Genomic DNA, 1,663 nt, shown 5'->3' on the forward strand with positions numbered 1-1,663 from the left:
TAGCCTCGATCTTTCTCGACCTTGAGTTGGTCGGCTGAGAGGTTCGGCTGGGGGTCGATTTTCTCGCTGTGGTCAGCGTGGATGCCCGGCTGTCGCGCCGGGTGGGCGGGGTTCCACGGGCCCGCGGGGTTTCCTTTCCTGGTCGTGGGGCGGGTTGGTGCTGGTCAGGTTGGTGCCGGCAGGGCGTGCAGGCGTGCCAGGGCAGTAAGGATCTGGCTGGCCCAGGGCCATCGGGTGGGGATGCGGAGACGCAGGCGGCGGCCTCCGTGCGCCAGGCGGCCGGCGACGGCGAGCAGGCGGAGCCGCAGGCGTTTGGGCTCGTAGCGGCGGGCGTCGGTGCCGTGCAGGGCGAGCATTTGCATCCACGCGAGCAGTTCGCAGGCCAGGGCGACGATCTCGAGCCAGATCTGGTTCTGGGCGAAGTCGTGCAGGGGCAGGTTGCGCAGGCCGGTGTCCTTGGCGGCGCGGATGCGGTCTTCGGCGCGGGCGCGGCGGCGGTGACGTAGTTCCAGATCGGCGAGTTGGCAGCCGGGGGTGCCGGTGACGAAGCAGGTGAAACGGTGTCCGTCGAGGTCGGTGAAGCGCAGTTGGGCGCCGGGGTGTGGGCGTTCTTTGCGGACGATGACGCGCATGCCCTTGGGCCAGCCGGTCAGGTCGAGCAGGCCGGTGAGTTCGGCAACCCAGGCGCCGGGCCGCGGTTGGCGGTCGGCGTTGTAGGCGGGGGTCCAGGCGGTGGCGGGCAGTTTGAGGATGGCAGCGGCGATGTCGTCGGTGATGGTGAAGCCGATGGAGTACTTCAGCCAGCGTCCGGGGCGGGTGAGCCAGTTCAGGAATTCATGGGTGCCGCCACCGGCGTCGGTGCGGATGAGAACGTTGCGTCGCTGGGCGCGCGGTAGCTGGGCCAGGGCGAGCCGGGTGGTCTCGATGTGGTCGGCGGCGGTGTTGGAGCCGGCGTTGCCGGGCCGCAGCAGCAGGGTCAGCGGTTCGCCGCCGCCGTCGGCGTGATGGTCGGCGAAGGCGGTCATCGGGTGGAAGCCGTAGCTCTTCTTCCAGGTCGGTGCCGCGTGCTGCTTGTCGGAGTGAGAGATCACAATGGTGGCGTCGAGGTCGACGATCACGGGCTGGCCGTCGGTGCCGGGGGCGTGATGACCGGCCAGCTGCCAAGCGCGTTCACGCGCGGTGGCGCGGGCGGCGCGGATGGCCTTCAGCGCGCGGGCCTCATCGGCGGCGAGCCGGTCGATCAGACGTGAGACGGTCGGGTCGGAGGCGACGGGGCCGAACAGGTCGGACTGGGAGCGCAGCATGGCGATGTCGGCCAGGCAGTCTCCGCCGAGCGCCAGGGTGAGGGCCAGATCGGTGATGATCTTTGCGGGGTCGTGGACGGCGCGGCTGGGCCGCCATCGTTCCAGCCGCTCGGATAGGGCCTTTTCCAGTCCGGTGATGCGCAGCGTCTGCACCAGCAGCAGACCCCCGCCGTGTGAGACCAGCCCACGGCCGTCGGCGGACACGGTGATCTTGCTGCGGGAAGGGGTAGAGTTCACTCGGAAAGTGCCTTCTGATCTGGGGTGGACGGGGCCTTAGACAAGTCCGATCCTCCCAGCTCAAGGGCACTTTTCTTATGTGAACGATCAGGCCGGCTCAAATTCGCCGTGAAAGCCGCAGG

Annotated in this window: 1 protein-coding gene; it reads right to left on the reverse strand. The window is 69.1% G+C overall.

Annotated features, from left to right (window positions below; genetic code table 11):
- Positions 1–164 precede the first annotated feature (164 nt).
- Positions 165–1,541, reverse strand: a complete 1,377-nt coding sequence (locus tag AB0J87_RS64380) for an IS1380 family transposase (protein WP_363985921.1) — start codon at positions 1,539–1,541, stop codon at positions 165–167.
- Positions 1,542–1,663 lie beyond the last annotated feature (122 nt).

The sequence above is a fragment of the Nonomuraea sp. NPDC049625 genome (assembly GCF_040675285.1).
Classification (GTDB): Bacteria; Actinomycetota; Actinomycetes; order Streptosporangiales; family Streptosporangiaceae; genus Nonomuraea; species Nonomuraea angiospora_A.